This window comes from Microbacterium sp. P5_E9, assembly GCF_054049175.1.
The window spans coordinates 24,448-41,139 of record NZ_JBFUMV010000018.1; the positions used below are offsets into that span (position 1 = coordinate 24,448).

General features: G+C 70.0%; 13 protein-coding genes. 7 read left to right on the top strand and 6 right to left on the bottom strand.

What is annotated here, in order from left to right; all coding sequences use genetic code 11:
- Positions 1-21: 21 nt before the first annotated feature.
- Complete coding sequence (locus tag ACXJ3V_RS17120; protein WP_457101545.1) at positions 22-768, top strand: ABC transporter ATP-binding protein; 747 nt, start codon at positions 22-24, stop codon at positions 766-768.
- A 3-nt stretch (positions 769-771) separates the two neighbouring features.
- Here the strand turns inward: ACXJ3V_RS17120 and ACXJ3V_RS17125 are convergent, their stop codons facing one another.
- Positions 772-1,767, bottom strand: a complete 996-nt coding sequence (locus ACXJ3V_RS17125; RefSeq protein ID WP_457101546.1) for an SDR family oxidoreductase — start codon at positions 1,765-1,767, stop codon at positions 772-774.
- A 43-nt stretch (positions 1,768-1,810) separates the two neighbouring features.
- Between ACXJ3V_RS17125 and ACXJ3V_RS17130 the strand changes: the two genes are divergently transcribed.
- Together ACXJ3V_RS17130 and ACXJ3V_RS17135 are read left to right on the top strand one after the other, a co-directional pair.
- Positions 1,811-2,821, top strand: a complete 1,011-nt coding sequence (locus ACXJ3V_RS17130; protein ID WP_457101547.1) for a magnesium and cobalt transport protein CorA — start codon at positions 1,811-1,813, stop codon at positions 2,819-2,821.
- 32 nt (positions 2,822-2,853) lie between these two features.
- Positions 2,854-4,179: an FAD-binding oxidoreductase gene (locus ACXJ3V_RS17135; RefSeq protein WP_457101548.1), complete on the top strand. Its 1,326-nt coding sequence runs from the start codon at positions 2,854-2,856 to the stop codon at positions 4,177-4,179.
- Between the two features lie 4 nt (positions 4,180-4,183).
- Here ACXJ3V_RS17135 and gndA read toward each other — a convergent pair whose 3' ends face one another.
- Positions 4,184-5,644: an NADP-dependent phosphogluconate dehydrogenase gene (gndA, locus tag ACXJ3V_RS17140; RefSeq protein WP_457101604.1), complete on the bottom strand. Its 1,461-nt coding sequence runs from the start codon at positions 5,642-5,644 to the stop codon at positions 4,184-4,186.
- Positions 5,645-5,913: 269 nt separating this feature from the next.
- The gene (locus ACXJ3V_RS17145) at positions 5,914-6,036 is read right to left on the bottom strand and encodes a hypothetical protein (protein ID WP_457101549.1); all 123 of its coding nucleotides are present in this window, start codon (positions 6,034-6,036) and stop codon (positions 5,914-5,916) included.
- A gap of 230 nt (positions 6,037-6,266) precedes the next feature.
- On the opposite strand from ACXJ3V_RS17145, the gene ACXJ3V_RS17150 reads away from it, so the two are divergent.
- Complete coding sequence (locus tag ACXJ3V_RS17150) at positions 6,267-6,908, top strand: 50S ribosomal protein L25/general stress protein Ctc (RefSeq protein WP_457101550.1); 642 nt, start codon at positions 6,267-6,269, stop codon at positions 6,906-6,908.
- Between the two features lie 87 nt (positions 6,909-6,995).
- Complete coding sequence (gene pth / locus ACXJ3V_RS17155; protein ID WP_457101551.1) at positions 6,996-7,580, top strand: aminoacyl-tRNA hydrolase; 585 nt, start codon at positions 6,996-6,998, stop codon at positions 7,578-7,580.
- Here pth and ACXJ3V_RS17160 read toward each other — a convergent pair.
- Positions 7,545-8,153, bottom strand: coding sequence for a hypothetical protein (locus ACXJ3V_RS17160; protein ID WP_457101552.1), 609 nt, complete (start codon positions 8,151-8,153; stop codon positions 7,545-7,547). The two genes, pth and ACXJ3V_RS17160, sit on opposite strands and share 36 nt — an antisense overlap.
- Positions 8,154-8,203: 50 nt before the next feature.
- Here ACXJ3V_RS17160 and mfd point away from each other — a divergent pair, with 50 nt between their 5' ends.
- Positions 8,204-11,815, top strand: coding sequence for a transcription-repair coupling factor (mfd, locus tag ACXJ3V_RS17165; RefSeq protein WP_457101553.1), 3,612 nt, complete (start codon positions 8,204-8,206; stop codon positions 11,813-11,815).
- 22 nt (positions 11,816-11,837) lie between these two features.
- Here mfd and gdhA read toward each other — a convergent pair whose 3' ends face one another.
- Positions 11,838-13,196 carry an NADP-specific glutamate dehydrogenase gene (gdhA, locus tag ACXJ3V_RS17170; RefSeq protein ID WP_457101554.1) on the bottom strand — a complete coding sequence of 453 codons (1,359 nt, stop codon included), beginning with the start codon at positions 13,194-13,196 and terminating at the stop codon, positions 11,838-11,840.
- Positions 13,197-13,340: 144 nt separating this feature from the next.
- Here gdhA and ACXJ3V_RS17175 point away from each other — a divergent pair, with 144 nt between their 5' ends.
- A complete protein-coding gene (locus ACXJ3V_RS17175; protein ID WP_457101555.1) occupies positions 13,341-13,940 on the top strand; it encodes a gamma carbonic anhydrase family protein in 600 nt (199 codons plus the stop codon).
- 27 nt (positions 13,941-13,967) lie between these two features.
- Here ACXJ3V_RS17175 and ACXJ3V_RS17180 read toward each other — a convergent pair whose 3' ends face one another.
- On the bottom strand, positions 13,968-16,640 hold the full coding sequence (locus ACXJ3V_RS17180) for a phosphoenolpyruvate carboxylase (RefSeq protein WP_457101556.1): 2,673 nt from the start codon (positions 16,638-16,640) through the stop codon (positions 13,968-13,970).
- Positions 16,641-16,692: the final 52 nt, after the last annotated feature.

Consider the following 16,692-nt stretch of genomic DNA (forward strand, 5'->3'; position numbering starts at 1 on the left):
CGCACGATAGGAGAACACGACATGACCATCATCGATCCCACCCACCCCGCGACCTCGACGCCGCAGCTCCTCGACGGTGCACCGCCGGCGGCGCCGATGTACCGGCTCTCCGGTGTCGCCCGCAGCTACGCGCAGAAGGGCCGCGTCGTCCAGGCGCTGACCGGCGTCGACCTCGAGATCCGCGCCGGCGAGTTCGTCGCCATCCAGGGGCCCACCGGAGGCGGCAAGTCCACCCTGCTGCAGCTGCTCGGGGCGCTGGACCGGCCGTCGGCGGGCGTCGTCTTGCTGGGCGACACCGACATCGCGAGCGCGTCGAACGCTCAGCTCGGACGCATCCGCGCCGCAGAGATCGGTTTCGTCTTCCAGGGGTTCAACCTGATCCCCACCCTCACCGCGCACGAGAACGTCGACATGGCGCTCGAGCCGATGGGCCTGCCGAAGGCGGAGCGCGCCGCCCGGGTCAGCGAGGCGCTCAGCCACGTCGGACTCGCCGACCGCGGGGACCACCGCCCCGGGGAGCTGTCCGGCGGTCAGCAGCAGCGCGTGGCGATCGCGCGGGCGATCGTCAAGCGACCCCGCGTGCTGCTGGCGGACGAGCCGACCGGCAACCTCGATGAGAGCATGCGCGACGAGATCCTCGCAGTGCTGGAGACTCTGAACGCCGAAGGGCTCACACTCGTGGTCGTGACGCACGACTCTGCGGTCGCGCGTCGCGCGGACCGTCGCCTGCGACTGGAGCGGGGGACAGTGCGCGAGATCACGCGCTGAGCCTCAGTCCGCAGAGCGGGCGTGGGCCGCGATCCTGTCGAACAGGGCGTCGCGGTCCACGTCGTTCTGCTGCTCTTCTGGGTGCGCGTCGTAGTACGCGAGAATGCGGCGGGCGCCCTCGTCGAACGTGATCGTCGTGCGGAACTCGGGCACGAGGGCGGTCACCTTGCTGTTGTCGAACAGCACCGAGTGCGCCTTGTCGCCGAGGAGCCCAGGTCCGATCTCCGGCGAGAACGCCGCGATGGTCTCCGAGGCGACGTGCACGAAGTCGGGGTCGGAGACCCCGGCAGCCTCGGCGAGCCAGCCGTAGACCTGATTCCAGGTCGGCGCGTGCGATCCGGTGATCGTGAACGCATCGCCGATCGCCTCCGGGTTGCCGAGCAGCCCTGCGAACGCGACAGCGAAGTCGTCGGCGTGCGTGAGGGTCCACAGGCTCGTGCCGTCGCCGTGGATCACGACGGGCTTGCCGGCGCGCATGCGCGCGATGTCGGTCCATTGGCCGGTGGTGGGGATCATCCGCTCGTCGTAGGTATGCGACGGGCGCACGATGGTGACCGGCAGCCCGCGCTCGCGGTGGGCGGCGACCAGCAGGTCCTCACAGGCGATCTTGTCGCGCGAGTACTGCCAGAACGGGTTGCGCAGCGGCGTCGATTCGGTGATCGGCAGGCGGCGCGGCGGCTTCTCGTAGGCGGATGCCGAGCTGATGAACACGTACTGTCCGGTGCCGCCCTCGAACAGGTCGAGATCCTGCTGGACGTGCTCGGGAGTGAACGCCAGGAAGTCGGCGACCACGTCGAACTCGGCGCCGGCCACGGCCGCGCGCACGGCCTCGGCGTCGCGGACATCGGCGACGACCTCCTGCACGCCCGGCGGCAGCGGCCGGCGCGATGAGCCCCGATTGAGCACGGTCACGTCGTCGCCGCGCTCGACGGAGCGGCGCACGCACGCCGAGCTGATCGTCCCGGTGCCGCCGATGTAGAGGATGCGTCGATTGGTCACGACACGACACTAGCCGCGGTGGGCGCTGACCTAGGGTGGCCTCATGACTCTCGTCGACGCCGCCGTGTACAAGGACGGCCGCAGAGTTCTCAGCGGCACCGCCGCCGAAGTGCTCCACGAGGCGAAGGCTTTCGGCGGCATGGCCTGGGTGGGTCTGTATCGGCCCGACGCTGAGGAGATGCACGCGATCGCGGAGGTGCTCGACCTGCACCCGCTCGCGGTGGAAGACACGCTCAAAGGTCATCAGCGGGCAAAGCTGGAGCGCTACGGCGACATGACCTTTCTCGTGCTGCAGCCCGCGCGGTACATGGACGAGTCCGAGACTGTCGAGTTCGGCGAGGTGCACGTGTTCGTGGGTCCCGGCTACGTCATCACCGTGCGCCACGCCGAGAACCCCGACCTGTCCGCTGTCCGTCACACGCTCGAGGCTCGGCCGGAGATCCTTTCGCTCGGCCCGTACGCGGTCGTGTGGGCGGTCTGCGACGACATCATCGATCAGTACCTCCCCGTGGTCGCAGGCGTCGAGAACGACGTCGACGAGATCGAAGATGAGCTTTTCTCCCGGGATCGCGAGGTGTCGAAGCGCATCTTCGGGCTCCAGCGCGAGGTGGTCGACCTGCAGCACGCGACGACCCCGCTGGTGGACATGTTCGATCGGCTCCAGAAGATCGTGATGGAGGTGACCGGTGCATCCGAGGCACCGGCGTTCCGTGACGTGGACGATCACGCGCGACGCGTCGTCGAAAAGGTCGACTCGTTCCGCGCGACCCTCGACAGCGCGCTCACGGTGCACGCGACGATGGTCGAGCAGGAGAACAACGAGGCGATGCGGCGGATGGCGGAGCTCGGCCTGAAGCAGAACGACCAGGTGAAGAAGGTCTCGGGCTGGGCGGCCATCCTCTTCGCACCCACGCTCGTGGGCACCATCTACGGCATGAACTTCGTGCACATGCCGGAGCTGGAGTGGGTGTTCGGCTACCCGATGGCGCTCGGCCTCATGGTCGCGACCAGCGCGACCCTTTACGCCGTGTTCAAGCGGCGGGGCTGGCTGTAGCGGATGTCGCCGGTCACGGTTACCGTGACCGCATGACTGTGACGACCCTGAACGAACTGCCTCCCGGCGCCGTCGCCCGACCCGGTGATCCCGACTGGGACACCGCCCGCCGGTTCCATGCCGGCATCGGCGAACCGGCCGTGATCGTGCGCGCCTCCTCCGTCGACGACGTGCGCGCCGCCCTGCGATATGCCGCCGACGAGCACCTCGAAGTGATGGTCCGCTCCGGCGGCCACAGCGCGTGGGGCACTCTGCCCGGCGGTCTCACGATCGACCTTGCCGCTCTCAACGCCGTCGACGTCGAGGGCACCCTCGTCCGGGTCGGCGGCGGCGCGACCTGGGGGAGCGTCGCGCGCACCCTCGCCGGGCGCGGACTGGGCGTGAGCTCCGGCGACACGGCGTCGGTGGGCGTCGGCGGACTCACCCTCGGCGGCGGCATCGGCTGGATGGTGCGCGCGTGGGGACTCGCGGCCGACCAGCTCGAGGCAGCGCAGCTCGTCACGGCCGACGGGCACGTCCTCGAGGTGTCCGCGGCCTCTCACCCCGACCTCCTCTGGGCCCTCCGCGGCGGTGGCGGCAACTTCGGCGTCGTCACGCGCTTCGACTTCCGCGCGCACGAGCTGCATTCGGTGGTGTTCGCGACGCTGGGCGTGACCGGGGACTCGCGACCGATCCTCCGTGCGCTGCGCGACACCCTCCGCGGCGCACCGCGGGAGCTCACCGTCACCTTCATGGACGTGCCGGCCATGGATCCGAGCGCGCCCGCGGGCGCATCGATCACGGCGTGCTGGATCGGCGACGACGAGCAGGCGGCACGTGCCGCCCTCGCGCCTCTGCTCGCGCTCGAGGGCGTCACCGAAACGGCTCTGTCCGCCCAGCCCTACCCCGCGATCTTGATGGAGGCGCCGCCCGCCGATCCCGAGCAGCCGATGCCCGGGTTCATCGGCGGCAACACGCTGCTGCGCGACCTCACCGACGAGGCGATCGAACGACTCGTGTCGTTCCGCGAGGCGAACCAGATGTCGGTGCTGTTCCTGCGCTCGCTCGGGGGAGCGTACGGCGACGTCCCGCAGGAGCGCACGGCCTTCCCCGCCCGCGACGCGACCTGGTTCGCGATGGCCGGGGCGTTCGACATCCCGGGACTCGTCACCGACGAGAGCCGGGGACTGATCCAGGCGGAGTGGGACGCCACGGCCGCGCTGGGCGAGGCCCTCTATGGCAACTTCACGCTGTCCGCCGATCCGGGGCTGGTCTCACGCATGTATACGCCCGAGACGATGCGCCGGCTGGCCCGGCTGAAGCGCGAGTGGGACCCGCAGAACATCTTCAGCCGGTGCCACAACGTGCAGCCCGCCTAGCCGGTCAGTGCGTGTCTTCCGCCTCGATCTCGGTGCGGTCGCCCGACCACAGCGTGTGGAACGTGCCGGGCCTGTCGATGCGCTTGTAGGTGTGCGCACCGAAGAAGTCGCGCTGGCCCTGGATGAGGGCGGCCGGCAGTCGGTCCGCGCGGAGACCGTCGTAGTACGACAGCGACGACGAGAACGCGGGAGCGGGGATGCCGACGGTCGCGGCCGTCGAGACGATCCGGCGCCACGCTGCCTGGGCACGGCCGAGCGCCTCGACGAAGTACGGCGCGGTGAGGAGCACCGGAAGAGCGGGAGCCTCGTCGTACGCGTCCGCGATGCGGTTGAGGAACTGGGCGCGGATGATGCAGCCGCCACGCCAGATCTTCGAGACAGCGCCGAGATCGATCGACCAGTCGTACTCGGCGGCGCCGGCACGGATCTCGTCGAAGCCCTGCGAGTACGCCACGATCTTCGAGGCGTAGAGCGCCAGGCGCACATCCTCGATGAACGCGTCCGCGTCCTCCGCGAATCCGGTCGATCCGGTCGCTGAGCCTGTCGAAGCGTCCGGGCCCGGGAGGTCGCGCGAAACCTCGCGCTGCTCCGGGTGGCTCGACAGCGACCGGGCGAACGTCGCCTCGGCGATGCCCGAGACCGGGGTGCCGAGGTTGAGCGCGGTCTGCACTGTCCAGGCGCCGGTGCCCTTGGCTCCGGCCTGGTCGAGGATCACATCGACGAGCGGTGCGCCGGTGGCGGCATCCGTCTGCTTGAGCACCTCGGCGGTGATCTCGATGAGGTACGACTCGAGTTCGCCGGCGTTCCACTCGGCGAAGACGTCGGCGATCTCGGCGGGGGACTTGCCGGTGCCGCGGCGGATGAGGTCATATGCCTCGGCGATGAGCTGCATGTCGGCGTACTCGATGCCGTTGTGCACCATCTTCACGAAGTGTCCGGCGCCGTCATGGCCGATGTGCGTCACGCACGGCTCGCCCTCGGCGATCGCGGCGATCGACTTCAGGATCGGGCCAAGGGTGACCCAGGACTCGTCGGAGCCGCCGGGCATGATCGAGGGGCCGAGGAGGGCGCCCTCCTCGCCGCCGGAGATGCCCGCGCCGACGAAGTTGATGCCGGTCTCGCGGACTGCCTTCTCGCGGCGGATCGTGTCGGTGAACAGGGCATTGCCGCCGTCGACGATGATGTCGCCCGGCTCGAACACCTCCACGAGGGCGTCGATGACGGCGTCGGTGGGGCGGCCGGCCTTGACCATGATGATCGCCGTGCGGGGCTTCTGCAGCGACGCCGCGAACTCTTCGTAGGTGGCAGCCGAGACGAACTCCGCCTCGGGGTGCTCCGCGAGCAGCGTCTCGGTCTTCGCGTGGCTGCGGTTGTACACCGCCACCTTGTTGCCCTCACGGCTGGCGAGGTTGCGGGCAAGATTCGAGCCCATCACCGCCAGTCCGACGACGCCGATATTGGCGATCGCGGAGGTGACGGCATCCGGACCCTGCGGCGTGGGAGCCGGACGCGAGACGTCCTCCGGGGCCGGCGCCCCTTCGTGTGCCGGCGCGGAGCCGGGCTCGTCATCGCGGTCGGTCGAGATGTTCGTCGGCGCCGAGGGGTCGTTCGAAGACACGCGTACTCCTGAGGATCGGATCGGGGAGGATTCCAGCCTAGAGTCTCGCGCACGCGTGTTACGCGGCGTTCACCGGCTCCTCACCGATGCGGGAGGGCCGGTGTGAGGGGGAGCGGTCAGTCCTTGCGGTACGCCGCGCGCCCCATCGTCCAGAACGCGAGCACCGTGCCGACGAGGCCGACGGCGGCCAGCCCGCCGATGAGCCACAACAGGGCGTGCGAGGCGAATCCGTATTCCATTTGGTCCTCCGGGGCGGGTCGCGACCAGGCACGACGAGTGTGTTCCTCATGGTAGCCGTGCCACTGATAGACTTGAGGACGAACTTCGGCGAGGGATGCTCGCGCCGGCCCCGGCCGCAGCATCCGTGATCGACGCAGTGATGTGGGCTCCTTGGCTTTCCTCACGCGCATGCGTTCGAGTCGAAACCGCACCCCAACATCCGGGCATATCGCCCGCAAGGAGATTTCACATGTCGACTGAAACCGACACCAAGGTCCACGCCGAGCTGCGCGAGAACTTCGGCAAGGGCTACGCCCGTCGCCTCCGCGCCTCGGGCAAGATCCCCGCCGTCATCTACGGCCACGGCACCGACCCGGTGCACGTCGCGCTCCCGGGCCACCAGGTCGCGCTGCTCATCCGCCGCGCGAACGTCGTGCTCGAGCTGGACGTCAACGGCACGCAGCAGCTCACGCTGGTCAAGGACGTCCAGAAGGACCCCGTGCACCAGATCATCGAGCACATCGACCTCCTCGTGGTGAAGAAGGGCGAGAAGATCCAGGTCGACATCCCGATCGTCCTCGTGGGCGAGTCGGCTCCCGGCACGATCGCGAACCTCGACGCCGTGAGCATCTCGCTCGAGGTCGAGGCGACCCACATCCCGCAGAACATCGAGCTCGACATCGAGGGCCTCGAGGACGGCACCCACATCACCGCTGCCGACCTCACGCTCCCGAAGGGTGCCGTCCTGGTCGCCGACCCGGAGACGCTCGTCGTCGCGATCTCGGTCCCGTCGTCCGCGGGCGACGCAGACGAGATCGAGGCCGCCGATGCGGCCGTGGCCGCAGACCAGGCCGAGGAGTCCGACGAGGCCAAGGGTTCCGACGCCGAGTAATTCCGGCAAACCGTTCGGCGAGGGGGTGCGGATTCCGCGCCCCCTCGCTGCATGAGCGGCCCGAGTCATTCGGGCAGGATGTGTGACATGGCAGACGTGTGGCTCGTGATCGGCCTCGGCAACCCGGGGCCCCGCTATGAGTCGACCCGGCACAACGTCGGTCAGCTCGTGGTGGACGAGCTCGCCGCGCGCCGCGGCGAGGCGTGGCGCGCGCACAAGGCGAACGCGCGGGTCGCCGAGACCTGGCTGCGCCCCGGCGGACCGAAGCTGGTCCTGGCCAAGCCGAACTCCTTCATGAACGTGTCCGGTGGTCCGGTGGCGGGACTCGTGCGGTTCTACGGCGTGGAACCCGATCGGGTGATCATCGTCCACGACGAGCTCGACATCCCGTTCGACACCATCAAGCTCAAGGTCGGCGGCGGCCACGGCGGCCACAACGGCGTGCGCGATGTCGCGAAGGCGCTCGACACGCCGGAGTTCCCGCGGGTGCGCGTCGGCATCGGCCGCCCGCAGGGGCGTCAGGACGCGGCCGACTGGGTGCTCGACCCGTTCGGCGCGACAGAGCGCAAGACCCTGCCGATTCTGGTTTCGGATGCCGCGGACGCGGTGGAGCAGCTCATCGGCGAGGGGCTGCTGTCAGCCCAGCAGAAGCACCACGCCCCCCGCGAATAGCGTTCCCTCCTCGACTGCCGCCGGGAAGCCCGCGGCGAGGCCCAGGCCCAGGAAGACGTTCAGCGCGATGAAGAACGCGATCGGGCCCGCCACGGCCAGAGCGACGGCGGCGATACCGGCGCCACGACCGCGACCGGTCACGATCGCGACGATCCCCTGGGCGAGCGCCCAGAGCCCGAACACGGTGCCCACCCAGAACGAGATCTCGCCGAGCAGCACCCAGTCGCGCACTGGCGCGAGGATGCTCCAGTCGAAGTCGGCGGTCAGCGCGCGTGCGGCGAGCTGGCGGCCGGCGCCGTGGCCGATCTGGTACGCCGCGATCGACACGGCGATCGATGCACCCACGAKGGCGATGACTCCGGCGATGAGCGCGACGACGCCGAGCGTGCCGTCCGGGCGACGCTCCGGCAGCGGCGGAGCGTACGGGACCTGCGGGCGTGGCGCGCCCGGCGCGACGAACTGCGGCTGCCCGGGGTACTGCGGCGGCTGCCCGGGGTAGGGCTGCGGGTACTGCTGCGCGGGGTACGGAGGTCGGGGGTACGGCGGTCCTGGCTGCGCGGCGGGGTCGGTCACGGCACTCATCCTAGGAGTCGCAGTGTCGGACGCGCCCGTAGACTCTTCCGGTGACAGTTCCCGGGATCGTGCGCGCCCTCGAGCAGGCTGAGCCTTTCCGCGAGGCGGCTGCCGCGGCATCCGTCTCCGCGGATTTCTCGCTTGCTGAAGGACTCAGTGCTCCGCTGCTGGCGAGCCTCATCGATCGTCGCCTCGCGTCCGGGCGGGTGGGAGCGCTGCTCGCCATCGCGCCGACGGGGCGTCGCGCGGAGGCGCTCGGCGCGGCCCTCGCGGCGCTGTTGCCGACGGCGACCGTGGTGCACTTCCCGGCCTGGGAGACGCTGCCGCACGAACGGCTCAGCCCGAGCCCCGAGATCGTCGGGCGACGCCTCGAGGTGCTGCGCGGCATCCGGCACTGGTCCGGTGAACACCCGCTCATCGTCACGACCTCGGTGCGCGGCGCGCTGCAGCCGATCGCCACGGGACTCGCCGATGTCGAGCCCCTGCTGCTTTCGACCGGCGCGCGCGGGCACGACCTCAGCGCCGTCTCGGCGCGGCTCGTCACCCTCGCCTACCACCGCGTCGACATGGTGTCGCGGCGGGGCGAGTTCGCCCTCCGCGGCGGCATCCTCGATGTCTTCCCGCCGGTGGACGACCACCCGTACCGCATCGAGTTCTTCGGCGACGAGGTCGACCAGATCCGCGCCTTCTCGGTCGCGGATCAGCGCTCGCTGCCCGGCGAGATCAGCGAGGTCGCGCTCGTCCCGAGCCGCGAGCTGCTGCTGACCGACCAGGTCCGCGGGCGCGCGCGCCAGCTGAAGGACGAGTTCCCGGCCCTGCGCGGCATGCTCGAGAAGATGGCCGAGGGCATCCCGGTCGAGGGGATGGAGTCGCTCACCCCCGCGCTCGTAGACCGCATGGTCACGATCATCGACTACCTGCCGGAGTCGTCGGCGATCGCGCTGGCCGACCCGGAGCGCTCGGTCACCCGGGCGATCACCCTCGGCGACACGAACCGGGAGTTCCTCGAGGCCGCCTGGAGCGCCGCGACGTCGGGAGCGCAGGCGCCGATCGACCTCGGCGCGGGCGACTTCCTCACGATCCCGCGCCTCCAGGAGGCCGCGCGCGATCGCAGCGATCCGTGGTGGACGCTCTCGGCCTTCGACTCGGGCGAGGCCGCCGCCACGGCTGAGGGCTTGATGGATGTGGATGTCGCGCTCGAGGCGCTGTCCGTCATCCGCATCCCCGGCACCGGGGTGCCGTCGTTCCAGGGCAACGTCGACGGCGCGTGCGCCCATGTCGCCGGGCTGCTCCAGGACGGCTGGCGTGTCGTGATCGCGACCTCCGGAGTGGGCCTCGCCGAGCGCGCGCACGACGTGCTCGCCGAGCGCGGGATCGCCGCCCGTCAGGTGGACAGTCTGCTCGAGGCGCCCGAGCCCGGCGTCGCCCACCTCGTCGTCGCGCCGGTCGAACGCGGCTTCGAGGTCGTCGAGGCGAAGTTCGCCGTCCTCACCGAGTCGGAGTTCTACGGACGCACGATCGGCGGCGACAGCCGGGTCATCAAGAAGCTGGCCTCGCGCCGCCGCAACGTGGTCGATCCGCTGCAGCTGAAGACCGGCGACTACGTCGTGCACGCGACCCACGGCATCGGCAGGTTCGTGGAGCTCACCCAGCGCGAGGTCTCCAGCGGCGGTCGCAATGCCGTCAAGAGCGTCCGCGAGTATCTCGTGCTCGAGTACGCGCCCTCCAAGCGCGGCTATCCCGGTGACAAGCTGTACGTCCCCACCGACCAGCTCGATCTCCTTTCGAAGTACGTCGGGGGAGAAGCCCCGGTGCTGTCCAAGATGGGCGGCAGCGACTGGGCCCAGGCGAAGGGCAAAGCCCGCCGCGCGGTGCGCGACATCGCGGTCGAACTCGTGAAGCTCTATTCCGCGCGCATGGCCGCCAAGGGGCACGCCTTCGGCCCGGATACGCCCTGGCAGCGGGAGCTCGAAGAGGCCTTCCCGTTCGCCGAGACCCTCGATCAGCTGCAGACGATCGACGAGATCAAGGCCGACATGGAGAAGCCGATCCCGATGGACCGGCTGCTGTCCGGCGACGTCGGATTCGGCAAGACCGAGGTGGCCGTTCGCGCCGCGTTCAAGGCGATCCAGGACGGCAAGCAGGTCGCCATGCTCGTCCCCACGACACTGCTGGTCAAGCAGCACATCGAGACGTTCACGGAGCGCTTCGCCGGCTTCCCGGTGAAGGTGCAGCCGCTGTCGCGCTTCCAGACCGACAAGCAGGCGCGCGACACGCTCGCCGGGATCACCGACGGCACCGTCGACATGGTCATCGGCACGCACCGGATCCTCACCGAGAAGGTGCTCTTCAAAGACCTCGGACTGCTCATCATCGACGAGGAGCAGCGCTTCGGCGTCGAGCACAAGGACGCCCTGAAGAAGCTGAAGACCAACGTCGACATCCTGGCCATGAGTGCCACGCCGATCCCGCGCACACTCGAGATGGCGGTGACCGGCATCCGCGAGATGTCCACGCTGCAGACCCCGCCCGAGGATCGGCATCCGATCCTCTCGTTCGTCGGTCCGCGCAACGACAAGCAGATCGCCGCGGCGATCCGGCGCGAGCTGCTGCGCGAGGGTCAGATCTTCTACGTCCACAACCGGGTGTCGTCGATCCAGGGCGTGGCCGCCCATCTCGCGGAGCTGGTGCCGGAAGCCAGGATCGCCGTCGCGCACGGCCAGATGGGCGAGAACGCGCTGGAGCATGTCGTCGACGACTTCTGGGAGCGCCGCGCCGATGTGCTCGTCTGCACGACGATCGTCGAGACCGGTCTCGATATCTCCAACGCGAACACGATCATCATCGACCGCGCCGACAAGTACGGGCTCTCGCAGCTGCACCAGCTGCGCGGCCGCGTGGGTCGCGCCCGCGAGCGCGCCTATGCGTACTTCCTCTACGACGAGTTCAAGCCGATCTCCGAGCTCGCCGCCGACCGCCTCGAGACGATCGCCGTGAACAACGACCTGGGCAGCGGCATGCAGGTGGCGTTGAAGGACCTCGAGCTGCGTGGCGCGGGCAATCTGCTCGGCGCGGAGCAGGCCGGGCACATCGCCGGGGTCGGCTTCGACCTGTACCTGCGCATGATCGGCGAGGCGGTGTCGGCGTTCCGCGGCGACGAGACCGAGGAGCAGACCGAACTGCGCCTCGAGCTGCCGGTGCAGGCGCGCATCCCCGAGGACTACATCGACAGCGAGCGGCTGCGCCTCGAGGCATACCAGAAGCTCTCCGCCGCGGCAGCCCTCACCGCCAAGGACGACGCGCTCGACCTGGTCATCGAGGAGCTGCACGATCGCTACGGCGAGCCGCCCGCAGAGGTCGATGGCCTCCTCGCCGTGGCGCGGCTGCGCCGGCGCGCCGCGCAGGCGGGGCTGTCCGATGTCGTGGCGATGGGCCCGAACCTGCGGATCGCGCCCGCGCACCTGCCCGACTCGCGCCGAGTGCGCCTGCAGCGGCTGTACCCGACGGCGAAGCTGCTCGCCGGCGGGGACGCGCTGGTTGTGCCGATGCCCCGGCCCGGGGGCGAAGCCCTGGCCGACGCGGAGCTCGTCGCGTGGGTCGCGCAGCTGGTCGGTCAGCTGTGGCCGGCCGAGGTTCCCGCGCAGGCTCAGGCCGACGCCTGAGCCCKCGCAGTTGGAGCGTCGGTCAGATGACGCCCTGGGCGAGCATCGCGTGCGCGACGCGCTCGAACCCGGCTGAGTTCGCACCCACGACGTAGTCGCCGGGGCGGCCGTAGCGCTCGGCGGCCTCGAAAGCGGAGTCGTGCACGCCCTGCATGATCGACCGCAGCTTCGCCTCGCTGTCGGCGAAGCTCCAGCGCTGGCGCGCCGCGTTCTGGCTCATCTCGAGGGCTGAGGTGGCGACACCGCCCGCATTCGCCGCCTTGCCCGGTCCGAACAGCACACCGGCACCCTGGAACGCGGCGACCGCGTCCGGAGTCGAGGGCATGTTGGCGCCCTCGGCGACGGCGCGCACGCCGTTGGCGATGAGCGCGCGGGCATCGCTCCCGTCGAGCTCGTTCTGCGTCGCTGAGGGGATCGCGATGTCGACCGGCACCTCCCAGGGACGTGCGCCCTCGACGAAGCGCGCGCTGGAGCGCTGGGCGGCGTACGCCGAGATCCGAGTGCGGTCGACCTCCTTCACCTGGCGCAGCAGGGCGAGGTCGATGCCGGCGTCGTCGACGACGTAGCCGGAGGAGTCGGATGCCGTGACCGGCGTCGCGCCGAGCTGGTAGGCCTTGTCGATCGCATAGATCGCGACGTTGCCCGAACCGGAGACCCCGACGCGCTTGCCTTCGAGGGATTCGCCATGCACGGCGAGCATCTCCTGCGCGAAGTACACCGCACCATAGCCGGTCGCCTCGGTGCGCACCTCGGCGCCGCCCCACTGCACGCCCTTGCCGGTGAACATGCCCGACTCGTGCCGGTTGGTGATCTTGCGGTACTGGCCGAACAGGTAGCCGATCTCGCGCGCGCCCACGCCGATATCGCCCGCGGGCACGTCGGTGTGCTCACCCAGGTGCCGGTAGAGCTCGTTCATGAACGACTGGCAGAACCGCATGATCTCGGCATCCGATCGACCGTGCGGATCGAAGTCGCTGCCGCCCTTGGCGCCGCCGATGCCCTGGCCGGTCAGCGCGTTCTTGAAGATCTGCTCGAAGCCGAGGAACTTGATGATGGAGAGGTTGACCGACGGGTGGAAGCGCAGCCCGCCCTTGTAGGGGCCGAGCACCGAGGAGAACTGCACGCGGAAGCCGCGGTTGACCTGCAGCCGCCCGGCGTCGTCGACCCACGGCACGCGGAAGATGATCTGACGCTCCGGCTCGACGAGCCGCTCCAGGATGCCGTTCTCGACGAACTGCGGGTGCGCCTCGAGCACGGGTGCGATCGACTCGAGCACCTCGTGGACGGCCTGCAGGAATTCCGGCTCGTCGGGATTGCGCGTCACAACGGTGTCGAACACGTCGCGCACGATGGGAGGGGTGTCAAGGAGGGGGAGCGACATGGTGGAGCCTTCGAACAGGTGAGGGGAGCTGCCCGCGGGAAAGGGCATCGTCAAGCCTAATCACGCGGCGGCTGTGTCCCGACCACGTGACAGCCTTCCTGCGGCGGTGCCGAGCGCTACGCTGGCGCTGACCGAGGAGGTTGCGTGCAGTTCGAGCATCTCGGGGCCAGCCCCCGCATCCATCCCGACGCGGTAGTGGCCGCCACCGCCGTCATCAGCGGCGATGTGACCATCGGCGCAGACTGCCAGGTGCTTCATGGCGCCGTGATCACGGCCGAAGGCGGCGCGGTCACCCTCGGCGAGAACGTCATCGTCATGGAGAACGCGCTGATTCGGGCGACCTCGGCCAATCCCGTGCACATCGGCGACCATGTGCTGGTCGGACCGATGGCGAGCATCTCGGGCGCGACGATCGGCGACGAGGTGTTTCTGGCCACCGGCACGCGGATCTTCAACGGCGCCCGGATCGGCGACCGATGCGAGGTCCGCATCAACGCCGTCGTGCACCTGCGCACCGTGCTGCCGCCCGAGACGGTGGTGCCGATCGGGTGGGTCGCGGTCGGCACGCCGGTGCAGATCCTCCCCCCAGAGCGCCACGAAGAGATCTGGGCGGCGCAGCGCGAACTGGACTTCCCCGGCTACGTGTTCGGTCTCGACCGCGAGACGCCCGACCTCATGGTGCAGCTCACCGAGCGCTACGGCCGCGGGCTCGCCCGGCACGCCGACGACCGCCAGGTGGAGTGAGCGGATGCCGCGTCCGCGGCACCCTCGTCACCCGGTGTTCTGCAGGCCGGCCGCCACACCGCTCACCGAGAGCAGCAGCAGGCGCTGCAGCTCCGGGTCGACGGGGGCACCAGCCGCCGCATTGTCGCGAAGTGCCCGGAGCGCCCGCAGCTGGAGCAGGGACAGCGCGTCGACGTAGGGGCTGCGCAGCTTCACCGCACGCTGCAGCACAGGCTTGTTCTGCAGGAGCTGCCCGCCCCCGGCGATGCGGATGACCCAAGACCTCGTGAGGTCGAGCTCCTCCATCACGAGCGCGGCGAGATCATCGCGATCGCCCAGCCCGAGATAGCCTCGCGCGATGCGGCTGTCGGATTTTGCGAGGCTCATCGCGACGTTGTCGATGAGCGTGCGGAACAGCGGCCACTCGTCATACGCCCGACGCAGGAGCGCCTCGTCGCCGACAGCGTCCAGGCCCGAGCCGAGCCCGAACCAGCCCGCGAGGTTGATGCGCGCCTGGCTCCAGGCGAAGACCCACGGGATGGCGCGAAGATCCTCGAGCGATTCGACGGACAGTCCTCGTCGTGCCGGGCGGGAGCCGAGGGCGAGCAGCCCGACCTCCTCCATCGGCGTGACCTGCGCGAACCATGGCGCGAAGCCCGGTGCCTTCACGAGGGCGAAGAAGCGGTCGCGGGACGCGGCATCCATCTTCGCCGCAGCCTCGGCGTAGCGCTCCGCCGCGGCGCGGTTGCGCCGCTCGATCGACGGCGACGAGGCGAGCAGCACAGCGGCGGCCACCTGGTCGATGTGCCGCATCGCGATGGCCGGGTCGCCGTAGCGAGCGAAGATGACCTCGCCCTGCTCGGTGAGCTTGAACCGGCCGTCCACCGAGTGCGGTGGCTGACCGAGGATCGCGGTGTTGGCAGGCCCCCCGCCACGGCCGAGCGCTCCGCCGCGCCCGTGGAACAGGGTGAGCTCGATGCCGCTCGCCTGCGCCCACGCCGAGATCGCGGCCTGGGCTTCGTAGAGGGCCAGGGTCGCGGCGACCGGCCCCACGTCCTTCGACGAGTCGGAGTACCCGAGCATGACCTCGAGACGGCGGCCGGTGACGGCCAGGCGCGCCTTGAAGTCGGGATGCTCGACGATCTCGGCGAGGATCTGCGGCGCGGCCTGCAGGTCGGCGAACGTCTCGAACAGCGGAATGACGTCGAGCACCGGCGTCCCGCTCGAGTCCTTCGCGTACTCGGCGAGGCGGTAGACGTTGGCGAGGTCTTCGGCGGACCGGGTGAACGACACGATGTAGCGGCCGGCGGCGTTCGGGCCGAGCCTGCTCTGGATGGACGAGATCGTGCGGAAGACCTCGAGCACCTCTTCGGTCTGCGCGCTGAGCGCAACGCCCGCGGACAGCTCCTCGAGCGATTTCGCGTGCACTGCCGAGTGCTGGCGCACCTCGAGTTCGGCGAGGTGGAACCCGAAGGTCTCGACCTGCCAGATGAGCTGCTGCAGGTGGCCGTAGGCCTGCCGCGGGGCTCCGGCCAGGTGCAGCGACTCCTGGATGATCCGCAGGTCCGCGAGGAGCTGCTCCGGGTCACGGTAGGACAGGTCCGCGTCGCCGCCACCGGACGCGGCGATGCGCCGGGCGATGAGCAGCAGCGTGCGCCGGTGCGGCTCGCCCGGCGACCGCTTCGCGATGTCGACGGCGGCTTCCTCATCGTTCGTCGCGAGCCGCTGGAGCAGCGCCTGCAGCGCCGCGCTCGGCGGCGTGGTGACCTCATCCAGCGTCAGGGTTCGGCCGATGCGGTTCGCGGCGCGCTCCAGTCCCAGCAGGACGTGCTGACTCGCGATCTTCGCGGCCTTGCGGGTGACGGATGCCGTCACGAACGGGTTTCCGTCGCGGTCGCCGCCGACCCACGAGCCGACACGGACGAAGGGCTTGACGATCGGCGCCCGCGAGCCCGCGGCGGGCCCCTGCAGGGCGTCGTCGACGCGGCGGTAGACATGCGGGACCGCGGTGAAGAGGGTCTCGTCGAAGACCTCCATGATGGATCGCACCTCGTCGGTGGGCGAGGGCTTCTCCGCGCGCAGCGGCGCGGTGCGCCACAGCGTGTCGATCTCCTCGATCATGCGACGCTCGGCCCGTCGCTCGTCGGCGCCGTTGCGCAGCATGATGTCGTGCTCGTCGAGCAGCGCGGTCAGCCGGCGGATGCTGCGGGAGATCGCACTGCGGCGCGCCTCGGTGGGGTGCGCGGTGAACACGGGGTGGAACCGCAGCGCCTGCAGGCGTGCGAGCGCCGTGTCGTCGCCGACCTCGGCGGCGAGGTGCACGAACGCGGCGGCGACCGAGTCGGTCGCATCCTCCCGATCGGGGCGCCCGTCGCGCTCCCGGAGGATCCGCACCCGCTGGTGCTCCTCGATGAGGTTCATGAGGTGGAAGTAGACGGTGAACGCCCGGGCGACCTCGTCGGCGCGCTGGATGCTGAACGAGTCGGCGATCACCGCGGCGCGCTCGAACGCCTCCGCGGTCTCGTCGGTGTACGCCTGGATGGTCGCGGCGCGCAGGCGCTCCACGTCGTCGAACAGACCGGGGGAGCCGCTCTCGCGGAGCACACGACCGAGCAGCGCACCCAGCATCCGCACATCCGCGCGCATCCGCTCGGGGATCTCCTGGCCTGCTTCATAACGTCCGACCAGGTCGATCGCTTCGGTCTTGGTGAGCTCACGCATGCCTCAACGCTATCGCCGCGTTGTTTCGTCGAAATCACAGCAGCGACCGGCC

Coding starts and splice junctions, on each gene's coding strand:
- ACXJ3V_RS17120 (WP_457101545.1), top strand. CDS start 22: ATGACCATCATCGATCCCACCCACCCCGCGACCTCGACGCCGCAGCTC.
- ACXJ3V_RS17130 (WP_457101547.1), top strand. CDS start 1,811: ATGACTCTCGTCGACGCCGCCGTGTACAAGGACGGCCGCAGAGTTCTC.
- ACXJ3V_RS17135 (WP_457101548.1), top strand. CDS start 2,854: ATGACTGTGACGACCCTGAACGAACTGCCTCCCGGCGCCGTCGCCCGA.
- ACXJ3V_RS17145 (WP_457101549.1), bottom strand. CDS start 6,036: ATGGAATACGGATTCGCCTCGCACGCCCTGTTGTGGCTCATCGGCGGG.
- ACXJ3V_RS17150 (WP_457101550.1), top strand. CDS start 6,267: ATGTCGACTGAAACCGACACCAAGGTCCACGCCGAGCTGCGCGAGAAC.
- pth (WP_457101551.1), top strand. CDS start 6,996: ATGGCAGACGTGTGGCTCGTGATCGGCCTCGGCAACCCGGGGCCCCGC.
- gdhA (WP_457101554.1), bottom strand. CDS start 13,196: ATGTCGCTCCCCCTCCTTGACACCCCTCCCATCGTGCGCGACGTGTTC.
- ACXJ3V_RS17180 (WP_457101556.1), bottom strand. CDS start 16,640: ATGCGTGAGCTCACCAAGACCGAAGCGATCGACCTGGTCGGACGTTAT.